This is a genomic window from Methylobacterium sp. J-077, from assembly GCF_022829365.1.
Lineage (GTDB): Bacteria > Pseudomonadota > Alphaproteobacteria > Rhizobiales > Beijerinckiaceae > Methylobacterium.
Map to the genome: position 1 here is coordinate 1 of NZ_JAKSYJ010000056.1, position 20540 is coordinate 20540.

A 20540-nucleotide genomic window follows, 5' to 3' on the forward strand; every position below is an offset into this window, starting at 1 on the left:
CCGTCCTCCGAGCCCGCCGGTCAGCCACCGAACGGACCCCCGAGGAGCGCCCCGGGATCGCTCCCGAAGCACCGAAGGACAGGTGACGGCTAATGAGCACAAAATAGGAACATTGTCAAGGGAAGAGACGCAGGATTTGCGCGATCGGGCCGTCTTCCGCGTGGGCCGACAGGCGCACCGTTCGGTTCTGGGATCTCTCACGCGGCGGCTCACGCCTTTGCGGCGGCGTACGTGCGGACATGCCCTCGCCCCGCTTGCGGGGAGAGGGGACAACGCTTCGTCCTGAAATGTGCGAGGACCGTCGTCCGTTCGGGCTGACGCCCTACAGCCCGGTCAGCGGGAATACCGCCAGCGCGACCAGAAAGGCGGCGCCGGCGACCAGCGTCGTCCAGATCGCCTTCTCGCGCAGCCGCGGTGAGACCGGGGCGCCCGGATCCTGCCCCGGGACCACGTGCCCGGGCCGGGTCTCGGGCTGATTGCGCAGGGGCAGAACCGCGAAGAGCAGCGTCCACCACACCACGAAGTAGAGGGCGATCGATCCGCCGATCGTGAGCTTGAACTGACTCACCCCGACCGCCACGAAGGCGGCCACCAGCACGATCACGGCGGCCAGGGTCGCCGGGGTCGAGCGGGTCAGCACGGTCATGATCCGGCTCACACCTGCTCCAACTCGACCAGGGTGCCGAGGAAATCCTTGGGATGCAGGAACAGGACCGGCTTGCCGTGGGCGCCGATGCGCGGCTCGCCGGTGCCGAGCACCCGGGCGCCCTGCGCCTTCAGCCGGTCGCGGGCGGCCAGGATATCGTCGACCTCGTAGCAGACGTGGTGGACGCCCCCGCCCGGGTTACGGGCCACGAACGCCTCGATCGGCGAGCCCTCGCCGAGCGGCGCCATCAGCTCGATCTTGCTGTTCGGCAATTCGACGAACACCACCGTGACCCCGTGCTCGGGCTGCGGCAGCGGAGGGGTGATCGTCGCGCCCAGGGTGTCGCGATACACGGCGCAGGCGGCGTCGAGATCCTGCACGGCGATGGCCACGTGATTGAGCCGCCCGATCATGTTTGGTTCCTCCCGTTGACGCTCCGATCGGCAGGCCCCGCGTCTCCCTCATGCCGACCTCATCCTGAGGCGCTGCGCAGCAGCCTCGAAGGAGCCCTCCAGGGATCGCACGGCGGGCCGGAGGGCTCCTTCGAGGCCCGGCAATCTTTGATCGCCGGGCACCTCAGGATGAGGGAATTGGGTGGGACCTGCCGTGCTCCGTCGTCTCGTTGCTCTATCCTAGCGCGTCGTTCTGGATATCAGAACCCGGACGATGCGCTCGGTCTTTGGTTGCGCGTCATCGTTTCCCGAAAGCCGAGAACCGCCTTTTGGGATGAGATTTTAGACTTCCACCACCTGCACGTGGCAGGCGGGCTTCTTGCCCCAGACCTCGTTGACGGCGGTGCGCACGGCCCGATCGACCGTCTTCTCGACGCCCTCCGAGTCCTTGAGCTTGCCCCGCGACAGCCCCGACAGGGTGCGCGAGACCGCATCGACCACCGTCTCGATCAGCGGCTCGCCGGAGCGGCCGCGGTTGGGCAGGCCGATGATATCCACCGCCGGATCGCCCAGCACGACACCGTCCTCGTCGATGGCGATCGCCACCGAGACCAGCCCGGCCTGCATGAGCTTGCGCCGCTCGGGGATCGCCCGATCCTTCTCGTCGATCAGGACGTTGCCGTCCTTGAACAGGCGGCCGGCCTTCACGTGATCGATCACCGCGGGGGTACCGGGGCTCAGGCGGACGAGGCTGCCGTTACGGGCCTTGACCACGTTCTGGACGCCCTGAGCCCGGGCGAACCGGGCATGCTCGTCGAGGTGCAGCGCCTCGCCGTGGACCGGGATCGACGTGCCCGGCCGGGTCCACTTGTACATCTCGACCATCTCGTCCCGGCGGGGGTGGCCGGAGACGTGGACCAGCTCGGTCCGGTCGGTGATCACCTCGACGCCCTGCTCGACCAGGTCGTTGATGATCGACCCGACATCGCGCTCGTTGCCGGGGATGGCCCGCGAGGAGAAGATCACCCGGTCGCCGGCGGCCAGGCTGATATCTGGGTGGTCCCGGCGGGAGACCCGGGCGAGCGCCGCCCGCGGCTCGCCCTGCGAGCCGGTGAGCAGGGCCACGACCCGTTCGCGCGGCAGGTTCTTCCAGGAATCCGAGCGGCGGAACTCGGGCAGGCCGTCGAGGTAGCCGCATTCGCGCGCCACATCGATCACCCGGTCCATGGCCCGGCCGACCGCCACGATCTCACGGCCGCAGGCGACAGCCGCCTCGGCTACCGCGCGGATGCGGGCGACATTGGACGCGAAAGTGGTGACCGCGACCCGGTGGGGCGAATCCGCGATCAGGGTCTTGAGGGTGGCGGCGACCTCCCTCTCGCTCGGCGAGAAGCCCTCGCGCACCACGTTGGTCGAGTCGCAGACCAGCGCCAGGATGCCCTCGTCGCCGAGCGCCGTGAACGCCTCGGGCGAGGTGACCTCGCCGGCCACCGGCGTCGGATCGATCTTCCAGTCGCCGGTATGGACCACGAGGCCCGCGGCCGTGCGGATCGCGATGGCGTTCGACTCGGGGATCGAGTGCGAGACCGGCACGTATTCGAGCTCGAACGGGCCGACGGTCACCCGGCGGCCGGGCTTGACCTCGCGCAGATCGACCTTCGGGGCGCCGGGCTCGGAGAGGCGGCGGGTCTCCAGCAGGTTCTTGGCGAAGCGGGTCGCGTAGACCGGCACCTTGAGGCGCGGCCACAGCTCCGAGATCGCCCCGATATGGTCCTCGTGCGCGTGGGTGATGAAGATCCCCAGCAGGTCCTTGCGCTTCTCCTCGATGAAGGAGAGGTCGGGGAACATCAGGTCGATCCCCGGCATCTGCTCCTCGCCGGCGAAGCCCATGCCGCAATCGACCATGATCCACTTCCGGCCCTTCTCCGGACCGAACCCGTAGAGGGCCGCATTCATCCCGATCTCGCCCACGCCGCCGAGCGGCAGGAAGACCAGCTCCTCCTGTCCCATCACCATCTGTCGTCGTCCAACATCATGCCGCCGTCGCGGCCGTTCCGAAATGCACCTCGCCCGCCGTCACGGTATGCCGTTTTCCGTCGGGGGCGAGGATCACGAGCCGCCCCCCCTCGTCGATGGTCTCGAACACGCCCCGCAGGATGTGCCCGCCGCTGCGCACCGCGATCTCCGACCCAAGACCCGCGGCCCGCGCGAGCCAATCCTCGCGCAGGTCAGCGAAATTCCGTCCCCGGTCCCAGGCGCGTGCCCGCACGGCCATCCGGTCCGAGAGATGTTCCAGTAGCGCTTCGGCGCCGCCCGCGTAACCCGTCGCGGACAAGCTCGTCGCGCCGAGGCCGTCTGGGGCCGCCGCGACGTTGACGCCGAAGCCGATCACCGCCGCCCTGCGGCCGCCCGGCAGCGTCTCCGCCTCCAGCAAGAGGCCGGCCAGCTTGCCGTCGCCCAGCAGCACGTCGTTCGGCCATTTCAATCGCAGAGATCGGGCGCCGCTGCCGGTTCGGGTATCCGGCAGGGTGCCGCAGGCCGCCTCCAGCGCCTCGATCAGGCCGAGCCCGGCGACGAAGCCGAGCTCGGCGAGATGACCCGGTGCCACCCCGGCCACCGGCCAGAGCACGCTGGCGGCCAGATTGCCCGGCAGCGACGCCCAGGCGTTCCCCCGCCGGCCGCGGCCCGCCTCCTGCCGATGCGTCACCACCCAGAGCGGACCGATCTCGCCGGCCCGGGCCTGGGCCATGGCCTCGGTGTTGGTCGAGCCCAGCGTGTCGTGAACGTGCAGGCGGTGGCCCTGGGCGCGCGCCTCGGGCCCGAGACGGTAGCTCAAGACGGTCTTTTCTGATCGTTCGGCATGTGCATCAGGAGGGCCGGAGGCCGTGCCGGACCTAGAACAGCGAGCGGGCCGCCCGGCCGGCGACGCCGACCAGCGGTCCGGGGAGCAGGAAGAACAGCACCACGACGACGCTCGACAGGGCGAGCACCACGCGCAGGCCCGGCGCCATCGCCTCGTAGGGCTCCTTCGGCTCGTCGAAATACATGATCTTGACCAGGCGCAGGTAGTAGTAGGCACCGACCACGCTGGTCACCACGCCGATCACCGCGAGCGTCACGAGGCCCGCCTTGATGGCGGCGGCGAAGACGTAGAACTTGGCGAAGAACCCGGCGAGCGGCGGGATGCCGGCCAGCGAGAACATCATCGCGGCGAGGCAGAAGGCCAGCCAGGGATGGGTCCGCGACAGGCCCGACAGGTCCTCGATCGACTCGAACATCACCTCCCGGCGGCGCAGCGACAGGATGATCGCGAAGGTGCCCAGCGTCATCGCCAGGTAGATGATCATGTAGGTCACGAGCCCGCTGATCCCCTCCTCGGAGCCGCAGGCGAGCCCGATCAGCGCATAGCCGATATTGGCGATCGACGAGTAGGCCATCAGGCGCTTGATCGAGCGCTGGCCGATGGCCGCGAACGAGCCGAGCGCCATCGAGACCACGGCGACGAAGATGAAGATCTGCTGCCAGATCGCGGTCACGTCCGGCATGGCGCCGATGAACACCCGCACCGTCATGGCGACGGCCGCCATCTTGGGCGCGGTGGCGAAGAACGCGGTCACCGGGGTCGGCGAGCCCTCGTAGACGTCGGGCGTCCACATGTGGAACGGCACCGCCGACATCTTGAAGCAGACGCCCGCGGCCAGGAACACGATGCCCAGCACGATGCCGAGCCCGGCATTCTCGTTGAGCGCCGAGACGATGCCGGGGAACGAGACCGTGCCGGTGAAGCCGTAGACCAGGGAGGCGCCGTAGAGCAGCATCCCGGAGGACAGCGCGCCGAGGACGAAATACTTGAGGCCGGCCTCGGTCGACTTGGCGTTGTCCCGGTGGAACGCCGCGATCACGTAGGCGGCGAGCGATTGCAGCTCCAGGCCCAGATAGAGCGCGATCAGGTCGTTGGCCGAGACCATCACCATCATGCCGATGGTGCAGAGCACGATCAGCACCGGAAACTCGAACCGGTCGATCCGCTCGCGCTTGAAGAAGTCGTGCGCCAGCAGGATCGTGGCCGCCGAGCCGAGCAGCACCAGCGACTTCATCACCTTGGAGAACGCGTCCGAGACGAACGCCCCCGACAGGGTGGTCACCCGCCCCGAGGTCGGCTGCGACAGGACCACGAACAGGGCCACCAGCAGGAGCACCAGGGCGCCGACGCTCACCGTCTCGGCGGAGCGGTCGCCGCGCCAGGCGCCGTAGAGGATCAGGACCAGGACGCCGATGCCGAGGATCAGCTCGGGCAGGAGCGGCGCCAGCGAGGGCAGGACGGAGTGGACGGTGGGCATGGTGTCCGCCTCAGCGCGGGATCGGCAGCGCGGCCGCGGCCGTCTGGGTGTTCGAGAGGGCGGCCTTCATGCTGGCCATCAGCGCGTCGGTCGAGGGCGCGAACACGTCCAGCACCGGGGCCGGATGGACGCCGTAATAGATCGTCAGCGCGACCAGAGGCGCCAGAATGATCTTCTCCCGGGTGTCGAGGTCGAGGATGCCCTGGAGGTTCGGCTTCTCGAGCTTCCCGTAGATCACCCGGGCGTAGAGCCACAGGGCGTAGGCCGCCGACAGGATGATGCCGAAGGTCGAGAAGAACGCGACGTTCGGGTTCGCCTTGAAGGCGCCGAGCATCGACAGGAACTCGCCGACGAAGCCGGAGGTGCCGGGCAGGCCGACATTGGCCATGGTGAACACCATCATGGCCACCGCGTAGAGCGGCATCCGCTTCACCAGGCCGCCATAGGCGGCGATCTCGCGGGTGTGCATCCGGTCGTAGACCACGCCGACGCAGAGGAACAGCGCGCCGGCCACGATGCCGTGCGAGATCATCAGGAACAGCGCGCCCTGGATGCCCTGCTCGTTCAGGGTGAACAGGCCGAGCGTCACGAAGCCCATATGGGCCACCGACGAGTAGGCGATCAGCTTCTTGATGTCGGTCTGCATCATCGCGGTGAGCGAGGTGAAGATGATCGCGATCACCGAGAGGGCGAAGACCAGGGGGGCGAAATCCTGGCTCGCCACCGGCAGCATCGGCAGGGAGATCCGGATGAAGCCGTAGCCGCCCATCTTCAGCAGGATGCCGGCCAGGACCACCGAGCCCGCGGTGGGCGCCTCGACGTGGGCGTCGGGCAGCCAGGTATGGACCGGCCACATCGGCATCTTCACCGCGAAGGAGGCGAAGAAGGCCAGCCACAGCCAGGTCTGCATGTGCACCGGGAAGCGGTACTGCAGCAGGGTCGGGATGTCGGTGGTGCCGGCCTGCCAGTACATCGCCATCACGGCGAGCAGCATCAGCACCGAGCCGAGCAGGGTGTAGAGGAAGAACTTGAAGCTGGCATAGATCCGGCGCTGCCCGCCCCAGATCCCGATGATCAGGAACATCGGGATCAGGCCGGCCTCGAAGAACAGGTAGAACAGCAGCAGGTCCAGCGACTCGAACACGCCGATCATCGTCGTCTCGAGGACCAGGAACGCGACGAAGTATTCCTTCACGCGGACATGGATCGAGGTCCACGACGCGCCGATGCAGAACGGCATCAGGAAGGTGGTCAGCAGCACGAGCGGCATCGAGAAGCCGTCGACGCCGAGCTTGAACCGGATCGTCTCCGCGAGCCACGGATGGCTCTCGACCAGCTGGAAGCTCGCCGATGCCGCGTCGTAGCGGCCCCAGGCCACCAGCGAGAGCGCGAAGGTGACGATGGTGGTGGCGAGCGCCGCCCAGCGGCTGTTGCGCGCGACCGAGGCGTCATCGCCCTTGAGGGTGAGGATGAACGCCGCCCCGCAGAGCGGGACGATCAGCAGGCCGGAGAGGATGCCGAGGCCGAGCATGTCAGTGAGCACCCTTGGGCAGGCCGGCCATCAGGTACCAGCTGATCAGGCCGGCCACGCCGATGAGCATGACGAAGGCGTAGTGGTAGACGTAGCCCGTCTGCAGGCGGACCACCCCGCGGGTGACGTCGACGACCCGGGCCGCGATGCCGTTGGGGCCGAGCCCGTCGATGATCTTGCCGTCGCCCTGCTTCCACAGGAACAGGCCGAAATCCTTGGCCGGACGCACGAAGATCCGGTCGTAGAGCTCGTCGAAGTACCACTTGTTGAGCAGGAACCGGTACAGCGACGGCTGCTGGGCGGCGAGCGCCCCCGGCAGTTCCGGCCGGCGGATATACATCCAGAACGCCAGCACGAAGCCGAGGATCAGCATGATCAGCGGCGAATAAGAGACCAGCGCCGGGACCTCGTGGATCTCGTGCATGATGTGGTTCTCGGGGCCGTGCGCCAGGGCATGGCCCCAGAACGCGTCCATCCCGGACCCGATGAAGCGGTCGTGGAAGATGATCCCGGCAAACAGCGCCCCGAAGGCCAGCACCGCCAGCGGGATCGTCATCACCAGCGGGCTCTCGTGGGGCGTGTGATCGCCGTGATGGCCGTGACCGTGATCGTCTCCGTGATGGTCGTCGGCGACGAGATCGCTCTTATGGGCCGGCTCGACGTCGTGGCCGTGGTCGTCGTGGGCCGCACCCTCGGTATGGCCCGGGGCGCCGTCCGCCTCATGGGCCATGGCGGAGTGAACGACCGCCGGGGCCGCCGGGTGGTCGTGCGCCGCGTGGATGCCCCAGCGGGCCGGACCCTCGAAGGTCATAAAGAACAGGCGCCAGGAATAGAACGAAGTGAAGAACGCCGCCACGACGGTGCACAGGAAGGCGAGCGTGTGCCCGGGCCGGGTCGAGGCGTAGGCGGCCTCGATGATCGCGTCCTTGGAATAGTAGCCGGCCGTGTACGGGAAGCCGATCAGCGCGAGGGAGCCGATCGCCATCATGGCGCAGGTGAACGGGATGTGGGAGCGCAGGCCGCCCATGTTCCGCATGTCCTGCTCGTGGTGCATCGCGTGGATGACCGAGCCGGCCCCGAGGAACAGCAGCGCCTTGAAGAAGGCGTGGGTGAACAGGTGGAACACCCCGGCCGAGTAGGCCCCGACGCCGAGCGCCACGAACATGTAGCCCAGCTGCGAGCAGGTCGAGTAGGCGATCACCCGCTTGATGTCGTTCTGCACCAGCCCGATCGTGGCGGCGAAGAAGGCCGTGATGCCGCCGATCACCGTGACGACGATCAGCGCGTTCGGCGCCTCCTCGAACAGCGGCGACAGCCGGGCAACCATGAACACGCCGGCAGTGACCATGGTGGCGGCGTGGATCAGCGCCGAGACCGGGGTCGGGCCCTCCATGGCGTCCGGCAGCCACGTGTGCAGCAGGAACTGCGCCGACTTGCCCATGGCGCCCATGAACAGCAGCAGGCAGGCCAGCGTCAGGGCGTTCCAGTCATAGCCGATGAAATGGAAGCTCAAGGTCTTGAGCGTATCGACCTTGGAGAAGATCGCGTCGAAGGCCACCGAGCCGGTCAGCACGAAGACCAGGAAAATGCCCAGCGAGAAGCCGAAATCGCCGACGCGGTTGACGATGAAGGCCTTCATGGCGGCGGCGTTGGCCGAGGGCTTCTCGTACCAGAAGCCGATCAGCAGGTAGGAGGCGAGGCCCACCCCTTCCCAGCCGAAGAACATCTGCACGAGGTTGTCGGCCGTCACCAGCATCAGCATGGCGAAGGTGAACAGCGACAGGTAGGCGAAGAACCGCGGCCGGTGCGGATCCTCGTGCATGTAGCCGACCGAGTAGAGGTGGACGAGGGTCGAGACCGTCGTGACGACCACGAGCATCACCCGGGTCAGCGCATCGATCTTGAAGGCCCAGTCGACCTGGAGGTCGCCAGCCGCGAACCAGGACGCGACCTGCACCCGTTCGGCGTGGCCGCCTTCGAGGAACACGCCCCAGGCGAGCAGGGCCGTGAAGGCCAGGAACGCCGTGGTGATGTACTCGCAGGCCCGGGCCCCGATGTAGCGGCCGAACAGGCCGGCGATCAGGAAGCCGATCAGCGGGAAGAAGACGATCGCGTGATACATCGCTCTCTTGCAGTCCGTCCTCCGGGCCGACCGCGGGGCGGCCGTCCGGATTGTCACTCGGGGCCCGTGAACTCGGAGGCCGCGAACTCGGGTCGCGTGATGAAGGGCGCCCTAGCCCTTCATCATGCTCACGTCCTCGACCGCGATGGTGCCGCGGTTGCGGAAGAAGACCACGAGGATGGCGAGGCCGATCGCCGATTCGGCGGCCGCGACGGTCAGCACGAACAGGGCGAAGACCTGTCCGGTGATGTCGTTCAGCTGCGTCGAGAAGGCGACCAGATTGATGTTGACCGCGAGCAGGATCAGCTCGATCGACATCAGGATGACGATGATGTTCTTGCGGTTGATGAAGATCCCGAGCACGCCGAGCGTGAACAGGATCGCCGCGACGGTGAGGTAGTGGCTCAGGCCGATCATCGTTCGAAACCTCCGCCCAGCATCAAATCTTGCATCAGACCTCGACGCCCTGGCGGGAGGGCACCTTGCGGGTCTCGACCGCCATCTTCTGGGTGCGGGCGTTCTGGACCGCGATGTCCTGGCGCTTGACGCCCGGGCGGTCGCGGAGCGTCAGCACGATCGCGCCGATCATCGCCACCAGCAGGATCAGGCCCGCGAGCTGAAAGAAGTAAGCGTAGTCCGTGTAGAGCACCCGGCCCAGCGCCTGGGCGTTGGTGAGGTTCTCGGCCGCCGCGACGTTGCCGAGCGGCGCCTGCACCAGGCCCGGATCGATGGTCCAGGAGCCCACCACCAGCAGCAGCTCGACCAGGAAGATCGCCCCGATCAGGCCGCCGATGGGCAGGTATTGCTGGAAGCCCTGGCGCAGCTCGGCGAAATCCACGTCGAGCATCATCACGACGAACAGGAACAGGACCGCGACCGCGCCGACATAGACGACGACCAGGATCATCGCCAGGAACTCGGCGCCCATCAGGACGAACAGCCCGGCGGCGTTCACGAAGGCGAGAATCAGGAACAGCACCGAGGCGACGGGATTGCGCGAGGCGATCACCATGAAGCCCGACGCGACCGTGACGCTCGCGAACAGGTAGAAGAAGGCGGCTGCTGCGGTCATGCGCTCGTCGGGATCGGCCGCCGGAGCGGCCCCTTCTGCCTTGCGTGGAAACGGGCCGCAGCGGGCGGCCCGTCTATAGAACCCGGTCGGCGGGGGCACAACAGCGCCGCCGTCATGAGCTTAGCGATACGGCGCATCCATCGCGATGTTGCGCGCGATCTCGCGCTCCCAGCGGTCGCCGTTCAGAAGAAGCTTCTGCTTGTCGTAGAGCAGCTCCTCGCGGGTCTCGACCGAGAACTCGAAGTTCGGCCCCTCGACGATGGCGTCCACCGGGCAAGCCTCCTGGCACATCCCGCAATAGATGCACTTCACCATGTCGATGTCGTAGCGGGTGGTGCGGCGGGTGCCGTCGTTTCGGCGCGGTCCCGCCTCGATGGTGATCGCCTGGGCCGGGCAGATCGCCTCGCAGAGCTTGCAGGCGATGCAGCGCTCCTCGCCGTTGGGATAGCGGCGCAGGGCATGCTCCCCCCGGAAGCGCGGGCCGCGATGGCCCATCTCGAAGGGATAGTTGATCGTCGCCTTCGGCTTGAAGAAGTAGCGCATGCCGAGGATCATCCCCGACACGAATTCCTTCAGCAGCAGGCTCTTTGCGACCTGATCGAGCTTCATGGCCCGGATCTCCGATTCGGCGGGTGGGCTCAGGCGCCCGGCGCGAGGCCGGTCAGCTTGAGCACGAAGGCGACGACGACGACCGAGACCAGCGAGATCGGCAGGAAAACCTTCCAGCCGAGGCGCATGAGCTGGTCGTAGCGGTAGCGCGGCACGATGGATTTCACCATCGCGAACAGGAAGAACAGGAAGCTGGCCTTCAGGATGAACCAGATCACGCCCGGCACCCAGGTGAACGGCGCGAACGGGATCGGCGACAGCCAGCCGCCCAGGAACAGCACGGTGCCGAGCGCGCACATGCTCATGATGGCGACGTACTCGCCGAGCATGAACAGCAGATAGGGGGTCGACGAGTATTCCACCATGTAGCCGGCCACCAGCTCCGACTCGGCCTCCGGCAGGTCGAAGGGCGGGCGGTTGGTCTCGGCCAGCGCCGAGATGAAGAACACCACGAACATTGGGAACAGCCACAGCCAGTACCAGCCGAACAGGCCGAGGCTGGTGTCCTGCGCCATCACGATGCGCGAGAGGTTCAGCGAGCCGGCGCAGAGCAGCACGCAGATGATCACGAAGCCGAGCGAGACCTCGTAGGAGATCATCTGCGCGGCCGAGCGCAGCGCCCCCAGGAAGGCGTATTTCGAGTTCGAGGCCCAGCCGCCCATGATGACGCCGTAGACGCCGAGCGACGAGATCGCGAAGATGTAGGTGATGCCGACATTGATGTCGGCGATCGCCCAGCCGTCGGCCAGCGGGATCACCGCCCAGCTCGACAGGGCCAGCATCGCGAAGACCAGCGGCGCCAGCAGGTAGATCGCCTTGTTGGCGCCCGCCGGGATCACCGGCTCCTTCAGCACGAACTTCAGAAGATCGGCGAAGGACTGGAACAGCCCGAACGGCCCGACCACGTTGGGGCCGCGCCGGAGCTGCACCGCCGCCCAGATCTTGCGGTCGGCGAGCAGCGCGTAGGCGATGAAGACGAGCAGCGCTGCGAGCAGCACGAAGCTCTTCAGCACGATCAGGAGTACGGTCCCGAGGATTTCGAGCGGCGTCATCGTCGGGTCCCTACTCTGCCGCCGCGAGCGGCTGCGGCTCGGCGGCGCGCTCGCGGGCCAGCCGCGAGCACTCGGCGAGCACCCGCGAGGCGCGGGCGATCGGGTTGGTGAGGTAGAAGTCGGTCACCGGGGAGGCGAAGGCGGGGCCGCCGGTCGCGCCGCCGAGGCCGGCGAGCCGGTCCACGGCCGCCGCGACGTCGCCGGTCTCCACGGTGCCGACCGCCGCGAGATGCGGGTGGGCGGCGTAGAGCGCCCGGCGGAGCGCGGTGAGCGAATCGAACGGCAGGCGCTGGCCCAGCACGTCCGACAGGGCGCGCAGGATCGCCCAATCCTCACGGGCATCCCCCGGCGGGAAGCCGGCGCGGTTGCCCATCTGGACCCGGCCTTCCGTGTTCACCCAGGTCGCCGACTTCTCGGTATAGGCCGCGCCCGGCAGGATCACGTCCGCCCGGGATGCTCCCCGGTCGCCGTGGGTGCCCTGGTAGATCACGAAGGCACCGGGCGCCACGTCGCGCTCGTCGGCGCCGAGGTTGAACACCACGTCGACGCCGCCGGAGGCCAGCATGGCCGGGAAGCCGAGGCCGCCCTCCCCCGGGACGAAGCCGAGATCGAGGGCGCCGACCCGGGCCGCGGCCGTGTGCAGAACGCCGAAGCCGTTCCACTCCGGCGTGACCGCGCCGATTGCCTTGGCGAGCGTGGCCGCCGCCGCCAGGATGCCGGGCTCGGCATTGGCGCCGACGATGACCAGCGGCGCCTTCGCTTCCTTGAGGGTCTCGAGGAAACTGTGCTCGCCGCGGGCGAGGCCGGAGAGCGAGTCGGGTCCCGCGCCGATGTAGTGGCTCGGATAGGTCAGGTCGACCGGCTCGCCGATCACCCCAACCGCGAGCGGGCCCATGCGCCAGCGCTTGCGGATCCGGACGTTCAGCAGCGAGGCCTCGGTGCGCGGGTTGGCGCCGACGATCAGGATCGCGTCGGCGGCCTCGATGCCGGGAATCGTCGGATTGAACAGGTAGGAGGCGCGGCCGAGGGCCGGATCGAGCCCGGTCTCGGCCTGGCGGCAATCGAGGTTGGGCGTGCCGAGCGCGCGCATCAGCTCGCGCAGGGCAAAGATCTCCTCGACGCCCGCGAGGTCGCCGACAACCGCGCCGATGCGCTTCGGATCGGTGGCCTTCACCTTGGCGGCGATGGCCTGGAACGCCTCGCCCCAGGAGGCGGCCCGCAGCCTTCCGTTCTCGCGCAGGTACGGACGGTCGAGGCGCTGCATCCGCAAGCCATCGACGTGGTAGCGGGTCTTGTCCGAGATCCACTCCTCGTTGATCTCCTCGCTGACCCGCGGCTCGATCTGCATGACCTCGCGGCCGCGGGTGTCGATGCGGATCGCTGAGCCGACCGCGTCCATCACGTCGACCGATTCGGTCTTGTTCAGCTCCCAGGGGCGGACGTTGTAGCTCTGCGGCCGGTGCACCAGGGCGCCGACCGGGCACAGGTCGGCGACGTTGCCCTGCAGTTCCGAGGCCATCGACTGCTCGAGGTAGCTGGTGATCTCCATGTCCTCGCCGCGGCCGATGGCGCCGAGGTCGGGCACGCCCGCCACCTCCGCCAGGAAGCGCACGCAGCGGGTGCAGTGGATGCAGCGGTTCATCGCGGTCCGCACCAGCGGGCCGATATGCTTCTCCTCGACCGCGCGCTTGTTCTCCTGGTAGCGGGTCGAATCGACCCCGTAGGCCATCGCCTGGTCCTGGAGGTCGCAATGGCCGCCCTGGTCGCAGATCGGGCAATCGAGCGGGTGGTTGATGAGGAGGAACTCCATCACCCCTTCCCGGGCCTTCTTGGTCAGGCCGGAGCGGGTCAGCACCTCCGGCGGCTCGCCGTTCGGGCCGGGGCGGCAATCCTTGACCGCGTAGGCGCAGCTCGCCACCGGCTTGGGCGCGCCCTTCAGTTCGACCAGGCACATCCGGCAATTGCCGGCGATCGACAGGCGCTCGTGGAAGCAGAAGCGCGGGATCTCGGCCCCCGCGGCCTCGCAGGCCTGGAGCAGCGTGTATTCGGCCGGAACCTCGACCTCGGTGCCGTCGACGAGGATTTTTGTCATCGGTGCCATCTCAGTGCGGGGCGTCGGCGAGATCGAGGCGCCGCTCGATGCGTTCGAGGCGCGCCTCGACCCTGTCGATGCGCCGATTCACGCCGGCAATCGACAGATCGACCTTGGCGAGGTGCTCTTCCACGGCGGTCATGCGCGTCTTCAGCTCGCGGACATCGTCCGCCAGCCGATCCACCTTCTCGTCGATCCGACGCAAGTAGACGAGCAGCAGGTTGTCGGGCTGGTCCGCCATCCCGTCACTCCGCGGCCATCGGGATGGCGTCGGAATGCGGGTTGGCCGTGTAGCGGTCGATCCGCTTCTCGATCTCGGGGCGGAAATGCTTGATCAGGCCCTGGATCGGCCAGGCCGCCGCGTCGCCCAGCGCGCAGATCGTGTGACCCTCGATCTGCTTGGTGACCTCGAACAGCATGTCGATCTCGCGCTTCTGCGCCCGGCCCTCGGTCATGCGCTGCATCACCCGCCACATCCAGCCGGTGCCCTCGCGGCAGGGCGTGCACTGGCCGCACGACTCATGCTTGTAGAAGTACGAAATGCGGGTGATCGCCGCGACGATGTCGGTGGACCGGTCGAGCACGATCACCGCCGCCGTGCCGAGGCCGGAACCCAGGCCGCGCAGGGTGTCGAAATCCATCTTGGCGTCGATGATCTGGTCGGCCGGCACCAGCGGCACCGACGAGCCGCCCGGGATCGAGCAGAGCAGGTTGTCCCAGCCGCCGCGCATGCCGCCGCAATGCCGGTCGACCAGCTCGCGGAAGGTGATGCCCAGCTCCGCCTCGACGTTGCACGGCTTGTTGACGTGCCCCGAGACGCAGAACAGCTTGGTGCCGGTGTTGTTCTTGCCGCCCAGGCCCGCGAACCAGGCGCCGCCCCGGCGCAGGATCGTGCCGGCCACCGCGATCGACTCGACGTTGTTGACCGTCGTCGGGCAGCCGTAGAGGCCCATGTTGGCCGGGAACGGCGGCTTGAGCCGGGGCATCCCCTTCTTGCCCTCGAGGCTCTCGATCAGCGCCGTCTCCTCGCCGCAGATATAGGCGCCGGCGCCGTGGTGGACGTAGATGTCGAACGGAAAGTCGTGCACGTTCGACTGGCCGACGAGACGGGCCTCGTAGGCCTCGTCCACGGCCTTCTGGAGCGCGTGCTTCTCGGCGACGTACTCGCCACGGATGTAGATGTAGCAGGCATGCGCGCCCATGGCGAAGCAGGCCAGCATGCACCCCTCGATCAGGAGATGCGGGTCGTGCCGCATGATCTCCCGGTCCTTGCAGGTGCCCGGCTCCGACTCGTCGGCATTGACCACGAGGTAGTGCGGGCGCCCGTCCGACTTCTTGGGCATGAACGACCATTTCAGGCCGGTGGGGAAGCCCGCGCCGCCGCGGCCGCGCAGGCCCGACGCCTTCATCTCCTCGATGATCCAGTCGCGGCCCTGCTCCAGGAGGAACTTGGTCCCGTCCCAGGCGCCCCGTTGCTTGGCAGCCTCCAGACCCGGCGAATGCAGGCCGTAGAGGTTGGTGAAGATGCGATCCTGATCCGACAGCATGTGCTTCGTCCCTCAGCTGACCGGAGCGTCGGTGATGTCGAGGCGGCGCTCGATCCGGGCGAGCCGCGAGTCGAGGGCGCCGAACGCTTCGTAGAGGTTGCCGATATCGGTCTGCACGGCGTTCATCTGCAGCTGCTGCGCCTGCTGGTTGCCGCGCACGCCCTTCAACTCGCCGCGCACCGCGCGCAGACCCTCGTCCATGTTGCTGAGGCGCGCCTGCACCGCCTGCAGCACTTCGTAGATCAGCTCGTTCGTCACCGGAGTCATGGCGTCACGCTCCGGTGCCCGACAGCGCCTTGGCCTGCCCGACCCAGTTCTCCCGGTCGATGCGACCGGGGAACGCGAGGTAGGTGCCGACCCAGGTGATCTCGTCGCGGGTCCAGGCGGCGATCTGGTCGACATGGTAGATGCCGAGCCCGTTCAGGCGCTGGCTGTTGCCCGGGCCGATACCCTTGATCCGGGTGAGATCGTCCGGCTGCCCGGCGCGGGCCGCATCCAGGCCCGGCGGGCGCTTGCCGACCGCATCGGCCTTCTGTTCGGGGCTCGCATCCTTCGGCAGCGCCGCGAGCGCCCCGGCGACGCGAGCCTCTTCAGCCTCCGCCGCCACTTCGCCCTCGCTGGCGCCGGACGCCTCGGGCTGTTGCGGGACCACGTCACGGTCCGGCATGGCCTCATGGCCCTGCTCGCCCGCGGCCGGCTCGCCTTCGGCGACGCGCTTGGCCGGCGAGTCGAGCACGTCCGCGTCGCCTGGGCGGGCGGCGCCGTGCTTGGCGGTGGAGCGGCCGCGCTCGGCCGCGTCCGCGCGATCCTCGGGCTTCACCGGCGTCTCGCCCTCGGCCGCGCGCTGGGCCGGGGCATCGCTCACCGTCCGCTCCACCGGGCGTCCGGCATCGGGCTTGGCGGGCTTCGGAGTCTCGGCGGCCTGCTGCGTCGCGGAGGCCGCCTCGCCGGTCTTGGCGGCCTGCTCCTCGGGCTTCGCGGTATCCTCGAAGCGCTTGCGCCACGCCCCGACCCGCGAGCCGTCGAACAGGGTCGGGTCGGTGAGGGTGTCGGGGCCGCCCTGCGGCTCGGAAGCCTGGCGCCCGGTCTGCGAGCCGACCTTGACCGGCCGTCCCGCCGCGAGGTCGTCCATCAGCGTGCCGAGCGATTCGGGCGTGAGATCCTCGTAATAGTCCTGGTTGATCTGCACCATCGGGGCGTTGCAGCACGCACCCAGGCACTCGACCTCGAGCCATGAGAAATTGCCGTCCGCCGAGACGTGGCCGGGCGGTCCGAGCCGCGCCTCCAGCATCTCTTTCAGCCCGCGCGCGCCGCAGGAATCGCACGGCACCGTGCCGCAGACCTGGATCCAGAAGCGACCCACCGGCTCCAGGGCGAACATCGTGTAGAAGGTGGCCACCTCCAGCACGCGGATGTTGGGCATGCCGAGCTCGGCCGCCACCGCCTCGATGGCCGCCCGCGGCAGCCAGCCGCCGTTCTGCTCCTGCGCCTTCCAGAGCAGGGAGATCACCGCGGAGGCCTGGCGGCCCTCCGGGTACTTGGCGATCTGGGTCTTCGCCCAGGCGGCGTTCTCGGGGGAGAACGCGAAGTTTTGGGGCTGCTCGGAGGCGGGGGCGAGTCTGCGGTTGGCCATCGCGTCTGTCTTACCGATCCACTTCGCCGAACACGATGTCGAGGGTGCCGAGCACACAGGACACGTCGGCCAGAAGGTGCCCCCGGCACATCCAATCCATCGCCTGAAGATGCGCGAAGCCCGGCGCGCGGATCTTGCAGCGATACGGCTTGTTGGTCCCGTCGGACACGAGATAGACGCCGAACTCGCCCTTGGGCGCTTCCACGGCGGCGTAGACCTCGCCCTCCGGCACGTGGAAGCCCTCGGTGTAGAGCTTGAAGTGGTGGATCAGCGCCTCCATCGAGCGCTTCATCTCGCGGCGCGGCGGCGGCGCGAACTTGCCGTCGATGGCGGCGATCGGGCCCTGCCCGGCCGGCTCGCGCAGCTTGGCGCAGCACTGCTTCATGATCTTGGCCGATTCCCGCATCTCCTCCATGCGGATCACCTGCCGATCGTAGGTATCGCCGTTCCGGCCGACCGGGATGTCGAACTCCATCTCCTCGTAGCACTCGTAGGGCTGCGCCTTGCGCAGGTCCCACGGGATGCCCGATCCGCGCAGCATGACGCCGGAGAAGCCCCACTCCATGCACTCGTCCACCGACACGATGCCGATGTCGACGTTGCGCTGCTTGAAGATGCGGTTGGCCATGACGAGGTCGTCGAGATCCTGCACCACCTGCAGGAACGGGTCGCAGAACGCCTCGATGTCGTCGACGAGCTTGGGCGGCAGGTCCTGGTGGACGCCGCCGGGCCGGAAGTAGTTGGCGTGCAGCCGAGCGCCCGAAGCACGCTCGTAGAAGATCATCAGCTTCTCGCGCTCCTCGAAGCCCCAGAGCGGGGGCGTGAGGGCGCCGACATCCATCGCCTGCGTGGTGACGTTGAGCAGGTGCGACAGGAGCCGGCCGATCTCGCAGAACAGCACGCGGATCAGCTGCGCGCGGCGCGGCACCTCGATGCCCGCGAGCTTCTCGATCGCCAGGCAGAAGGCGTGCTCCTGGTTCATCGGCGACACGTAGTCGAGCCGGTCGAAATAGGGCGTCGCCTGCAGGTAGGTCTTGTGCTCGATCAGCTTCTCGGTGCCGCGGTGCAGCAGCCCGATATGCGGATCGACCCGCTCGACCACCTCGCCGTCCAGCTCCAGCACGAGGCGCAGCACGCCGTGCGCCGCCGGGTGCTGCGGGCCGAAATTGATCGCGAAGTTGCGGATGTTGTGCTCTGTCACTGACAGTCTCCGCGGTTCAGGCCGACGTCTTCTTCTCGTCCCCGGGCAGCACGTAGTCGGTGCCTTCCCACGGAGACAGGAAGTCGAAGTTGCGGAATTCTTGGGTGAGCTGGACGGGCTCGTAGACCACCCGCGCCTCGTCCTGGTCGTACCGGACCTCGACGAAGCCGGTGAGCGGGAAATCCTTGCGCAGGGGGTGCCCCTCGAACCCGTAATCGGTGAGCAGGCGGCGCAAGTCCGGATGGCCCGAGAACAGGATTCCGTAGAGGTCGTAGGTCTCGCGCTCGTACCAGTTGGCGGCCGGGAACACCTCGATCGCCGAGGGGACCGGCGTCACCTCGTCGGTCTGCACCTTCACCCTGATGCGCGCGTTGTGGCGCAGCGAGAGCAGGTGGTAGACCACGTCGAAGCGCTTCTCGCGCTGTGGGTAGTCCGCGCCGCAGATGTCGATGAAGCTGCGGAACGCGCAGGCCGGGTCGTCGCGCAGGTAGGTCAGCGCGTAGACGATGTCGGAGGCCTGGACCACCAGGGTCAGCTCGCCGAACGCGATGGCGTGCGACACCACCGCCGGCCCGAGGGCGCCGGTGACGCGCTCGGCCATCGCCGTGAGGGCGGCCGCGCCGCTCTCCGGCTGCGTGTGCGACAGGATCGAGATGCCGTTGGTCATGGCCGCTCCTCAGCGCTCGATCGTGCCGGTGCGGCGGATCTTCTTCTGGAGAAGCAGCACGCCGTAGAGCAAAGCCTCGGCGGTGGGCGGGCAGCCGGGCACGTAGATGTCCACCGGCACCACCCGGTCGCAGCCGCGCACCACCGAATAGGAATAGTGGTAGTAGCCGCCGCCGTTGGCGCAGGAGCCCATCGAGATCACGTAGCGCGGCTCCGGCATCTGGTCGTAGACCTTGCGCAGGGCCGGGGCCATCTTGTTGGTCAGGGTGCCGGCGACGATCATCACGTCCGACTGGCGTGGCGAGCCGCGGGGGGCGAAGCCGAAGCGCTCGCAATCGTAGCGCGGCATCGACATCTGCATCATCTCGACGGCGCAGCAGGCGAGCCCGAAGGTCATCCACATCAGCGAGCCGGTGCGGGCCCAGTTGATCAGCTCGTCCGTGGTGGTGAGCAGGAAGCCCCGGTCGGCCAGCTCGTCGCTGATCGACAGGAAGGTCGGATCGTCGGCGCCGATCGGCCGGCCGGTGTTGGGATCGATGATCCCTTTCGGCTGGGGCGCGACCGCGGGGGCGCGGGACAGGCTGTGGGTCGTGTCGGTGATCAGGGCCATCGGCGACTCGGAATGCGGTGCGGGCAGGCGGCTGTCGCGAATCAATCCCACTCGAGGGCGCCCTTGCGCCACTCGTAGACGAAACCGACCGTCAGCACGCCCAGGAAGACGATCATCGACCAGAAGCCGAACCAGCCAAGGTCTCCGAAGGTGATCGCCCACGGGAACAGGAACGCGACCTCGAGGTCGAAGATGATGAACAGGATCGCCACGAGGTAGAACCGCACGTCGAACTTCATGCGGGCATCGTCGAAGGCATTGAAGCCGCACTCGTAGGCCGAGAGCTTCTCGGGATCCGGGCTCTTGAAGGCGACCAGGAAGGGCACGACCAGCAGGGCGGTGGCGATGAACAGAGCCACGCCGATGAACACGATGAGCGGAAGGTAGTCCGCCAACAATCCGGTCATGCCAGGGCCTCGCGAGAGCGTCTCGTATCGACGTGGGAACCCGCGGTGCGCCGCCGAACCGGATTCGCCCGTGGAATTGTTCTTATGCCAGGATGCGCGCGGCCGGAGGCTTAGTCGAGCCGCCGACCCGTGACAATGGCTTGCCGCGTCGCACAAACTGCACGGCCTGTCTTGTGTTGGGATGTGGGAGCACGCGGCGGCCCTGCAACACGACGCAAGCGCGCAGGCCCTTCGGCCGGGCCTCGCGCAAAACCGTCACGGACACGCTTGACAGGCCCCGGCGCGGCCCATACACCCCGCCCCGTCGCCGGGCGAAACGCCCCTTCGAGGCGACCACGCCGTGCGGGCGTAGCTCAGTTGGTTAGAGTGCCGGCCTGTCACGCCGGAGGTCGCGGGTTCGAGTCCCGTCGCCCGCGCCACTTACCTTAATCTGCGCATTGAATTCTGCCCGTCGGCCCGATCATATCGGGGCTTTCGGCATGTCCTGTGCCGTTGTGCCTGTCATGGCGTATCAGGCCCGTCCAGAAATTATGGTGCTGTGTTGCGCCGCGTTGGCAACGGGACGACGGTGAGGAGACGGCCGTAAAAGTCCTCTTCGACGAGCCAGACGGAGCGGATCC

20 protein-coding genes and 1 tRNA gene are annotated in these 20540 nt (G+C 68.0%); 1 reads left to right on the forward strand and 20 read right to left on the reverse strand.

Translation table 11 applies throughout. The annotated features are described in order from the left end of the window. Positions 1-322: 322 nt before the first annotated feature. From MKL11_RS03280 to MKL11_RS03375, 20 genes are all read right to left on the reverse strand, one after another. A complete protein-coding gene (locus tag MKL11_RS03280) occupies positions 323-646 on the reverse strand; it encodes a DUF1467 family protein (protein ID WP_243940257.1) in 324 nt (107 codons plus the stop codon). An 8-nt stretch (positions 647-654) separates the two neighbouring features. Then, positions 655-1059: a methylmalonyl-CoA epimerase gene (gene mce / locus MKL11_RS03285; RefSeq protein ID WP_243940259.1), complete on the reverse strand. Its 405-nt coding sequence runs from the start codon at positions 1057-1059 to the stop codon at positions 655-657. 321 nt (positions 1060-1380) lie between these two features. After that, positions 1381-3054: a ribonuclease J gene (locus MKL11_RS03290; protein ID WP_243940261.1), complete on the reverse strand. Its 1674-nt coding sequence runs from the start codon at positions 3052-3054 to the stop codon at positions 1381-1383. 16 nt (positions 3055-3070) lie between these two features. Continuing rightward, the gene (locus tag MKL11_RS03295; protein ID WP_243940263.1) at positions 3071-3874 is read right to left on the reverse strand and encodes a biotin--[acetyl-CoA-carboxylase] ligase; all 804 of its coding nucleotides are present in this window, start codon (positions 3872-3874) and stop codon (positions 3071-3073) included. 58 nt (positions 3875-3932) lie between these two features. Further along, positions 3933-5378, reverse strand: coding sequence for an NADH-quinone oxidoreductase subunit NuoN (gene nuoN, locus MKL11_RS03300; RefSeq protein ID WP_243940265.1), 1446 nt, complete (start codon positions 5376-5378; stop codon positions 3933-3935). A gap of 10 nt (positions 5379-5388) precedes the next feature. Further along, positions 5389-6909, reverse strand: a complete 1521-nt coding sequence (locus MKL11_RS03305; RefSeq protein WP_243940267.1) for an NADH-quinone oxidoreductase subunit M — start codon at positions 6907-6909, stop codon at positions 5389-5391. Between the two features lies 1 nt (position 6910). After that, positions 6911-9031 (reverse strand): NADH-quinone oxidoreductase subunit L, encoded by a 2121-nt coding sequence (nuoL, locus tag MKL11_RS03310; protein WP_243940269.1) that lies wholly within the window; start codon positions 9029-9031, stop codon positions 6911-6913. Positions 9032-9142: 111 nt separating this feature from the next. Beyond that, a complete protein-coding gene (gene nuoK, locus MKL11_RS03315) occupies positions 9143-9448 on the reverse strand; it encodes an NADH-quinone oxidoreductase subunit NuoK (protein ID WP_147853847.1) in 306 nt (101 codons plus the stop codon). 34 nt (positions 9449-9482) lie between these two features. After that, positions 9483-10103, reverse strand: a complete 621-nt coding sequence (locus MKL11_RS03320; protein WP_243940271.1) for an NADH-quinone oxidoreductase subunit J — start codon at positions 10101-10103, stop codon at positions 9483-9485. A gap of 120 nt (positions 10104-10223) precedes the next feature. Continuing rightward, positions 10224-10712, reverse strand: coding sequence for an NADH-quinone oxidoreductase subunit NuoI (gene nuoI / locus MKL11_RS03325; RefSeq protein ID WP_007560744.1), 489 nt, complete (start codon positions 10710-10712; stop codon positions 10224-10226). Positions 10713-10741: 29 nt separating this feature from the next. Further along, positions 10742-11764, reverse strand: a complete 1023-nt coding sequence (nuoH, locus tag MKL11_RS03330; protein WP_007560745.1) for an NADH-quinone oxidoreductase subunit NuoH — start codon at positions 11762-11764, stop codon at positions 10742-10744. A gap of 10 nt (positions 11765-11774) precedes the next feature. After that, positions 11775-13856 carry an NADH-quinone oxidoreductase subunit NuoG gene (gene nuoG, locus MKL11_RS03335; RefSeq protein WP_243940273.1) on the reverse strand — a complete coding sequence of 694 codons (2082 nt, stop codon included), beginning with the start codon at positions 13854-13856 and terminating at the stop codon, positions 11775-11777. A gap of 10 nt (positions 13857-13866) precedes the next feature. Beyond that, positions 13867-14097, reverse strand: coding sequence for a hypothetical protein (locus MKL11_RS03340; RefSeq protein WP_243940275.1), 231 nt, complete (start codon positions 14095-14097; stop codon positions 13867-13869). A gap of 4 nt (positions 14098-14101) precedes the next feature. Continuing rightward, a complete protein-coding gene (gene nuoF / locus MKL11_RS03345) occupies positions 14102-15403 on the reverse strand; it encodes an NADH-quinone oxidoreductase subunit NuoF (RefSeq protein ID WP_243940277.1) in 1302 nt (433 codons plus the stop codon). A 12-nt stretch (positions 15404-15415) separates the two neighbouring features. Beyond that, positions 15416-15670, reverse strand: a complete 255-nt coding sequence (locus MKL11_RS03350; RefSeq protein ID WP_243940279.1) for a hypothetical protein — start codon at positions 15668-15670, stop codon at positions 15416-15418. Between the two features lie 4 nt (positions 15671-15674). Beyond that, a complete protein-coding gene (gene nuoE, locus MKL11_RS03355; protein WP_243940281.1) occupies positions 15675-17036 on the reverse strand; it encodes an NADH-quinone oxidoreductase subunit NuoE in 1362 nt (453 codons plus the stop codon). A 10-nt stretch (positions 17037-17046) separates the two neighbouring features. Further along, a complete protein-coding gene (locus MKL11_RS03360; RefSeq protein WP_243940283.1) occupies positions 17047-18237 on the reverse strand; it encodes an NADH-quinone oxidoreductase subunit D in 1191 nt (396 codons plus the stop codon). A gap of 16 nt (positions 18238-18253) precedes the next feature. Continuing rightward, on the reverse strand, positions 18254-18904 hold the full coding sequence (locus tag MKL11_RS03365) for an NADH-quinone oxidoreductase subunit C (protein WP_243940285.1): 651 nt from the start codon (positions 18902-18904) through the stop codon (positions 18254-18256). Between the two features lie 9 nt (positions 18905-18913). After that, positions 18914-19513 carry a NuoB/complex I 20 kDa subunit family protein gene (locus tag MKL11_RS03370; RefSeq protein ID WP_007560753.1) on the reverse strand — a complete coding sequence of 200 codons (600 nt, stop codon included), beginning with the start codon at positions 19511-19513 and terminating at the stop codon, positions 18914-18916. Positions 19514-19554: 41 nt separating this feature from the next. Next, positions 19555-19920 (reverse strand): NADH-quinone oxidoreductase subunit A, encoded by a 366-nt coding sequence (locus MKL11_RS03375; RefSeq protein ID WP_007560754.1) that lies wholly within the window; start codon positions 19918-19920, stop codon positions 19555-19557. Positions 19921-20262: 342 nt separating this feature from the next. On the opposite strand from MKL11_RS03375, the gene MKL11_RS03380 reads away from it, so the two are divergent. Next, positions 20263-20339: transfer RNA gene (locus MKL11_RS03380), tRNA-Asp, on the forward strand. Positions 20340-20540: the final 201 nt, after the last annotated feature.